The sequence below is a fragment of the Campylobacter sp. Cr9 genome (assembly GCF_020138295.1).
Lineage (GTDB): Bacteria > Campylobacterota > Campylobacteria > Campylobacterales > Campylobacteraceae > Campylobacter_E.
On sequence record NZ_JACGBH010000037.1, the window covers coordinates 1 to 1034 of the forward strand.

Below are 1034 nucleotides of genomic sequence, written 5' to 3' on the forward strand. Positions count from 1 at the left end.
TGCACCCAAACTAATCTTATAAGCATCTAACTCTCTTAAATGATTTTTAATATCTGAACCGCCCATAATCTGACTAACAGAACTATTTGTAAAAAAATTAACACAAATACCTTTATTGTAATCAGGAGATGCGAAGATTTTAATATCACTACCATTTGTGTCTGCATTGATTGTTACGCAATTTAGTTTTTTTAGGTAAATATGCGCTGAAGATTTATTTCCATATATGTGAGGCTGTAATACAACATTTGTCATATCTTGTATTTTATTTGCAAATTTTCCATTAGCTGTATAATAAGATGCTATATCACTTATCGCCGTTGCAAAGTCACTTGCACCTTTAACTAATTCAGCATCATCTCTAGTAGCGTTTAGTTTTGGAATAGCAACTGCAGCCAAGATGCCTAAAATTACTATTACAAATATTAGTTCTATCATTGTGAATGCTTTTTTCATATTTATCCTTTAGAATTTAAAAAAGCCAAGTTAGGATAAATTCTAACTTGGCTTAAGATTATTTCATCAAATAAAGTGAAATTAGAAAGAAATATTTCCGCCACCTAGTTCGATTTTATATTCATTTCCTGTTGTATAGCTTGATAGTTGCTTATTACCTAAAATTGCTGTAATACTGCTAACTTTATTAAATGAATCACAAATAGGTTGAGCAATATCTTTTCCAGCTGCAATTGTTAGCGTACTTCCTGTACTTGCTGCAGTAATTTTTGCACATTCTTTTTCTTTAATAATAAAAGCACCACCTGCTCCTAAAGCAACGTTTGTCATTTTTGCTAAATCTGTATCAAATTTACCTTTAGCTGTATAATAAGATGTAATATCACTTATAGCTGTTGAGAAGTTGCTTGCTGCTTTTGCAATTTCTGCATCATCTCTTGTAGCATTTAGTTTTGGAATAGCAACTGCTGCTAAAATTCCTAGAATTACGATTACGAAAATCAACTCAATCATTGTAAAGCCCTTTTTCATGGCTATCTCCTTAAAATAAATTTCACTTTATTTACACAAAAGTAAAA

At 30.7% G+C, this 1034-nt stretch carries 2 protein-coding genes; both read right to left on the bottom strand.

Features of this window, described 5'->3' with window-relative positions; genetic code table 11:
- On the bottom strand, window positions 1–456 hold a 456-nt coding region (locus AVANS14531_RS09105), incomplete at its 3' end, for a type II secretion system protein (protein ID WP_336612158.1).
- Between the two features lie 81 nt (window positions 457–537).
- Window positions 538–987 carry a type II secretion system protein gene (locus AVANS14531_RS09110; protein ID WP_336612159.1) on the bottom strand — a complete coding sequence of 150 codons (450 nt, stop codon included), beginning with the start codon at window positions 985–987 and terminating at the stop codon, window positions 538–540.
- Between the last annotated feature and the right edge of the window lie 47 nt (window positions 988–1034).

Coding starts and splice junctions, on each gene's coding strand:
- AVANS14531_RS09110 (WP_336612159.1), bottom strand. CDS start 987: ATGAAAAAGGGCTTTACAATGATTGAGTTGATTTTCGTAATCGTAATT.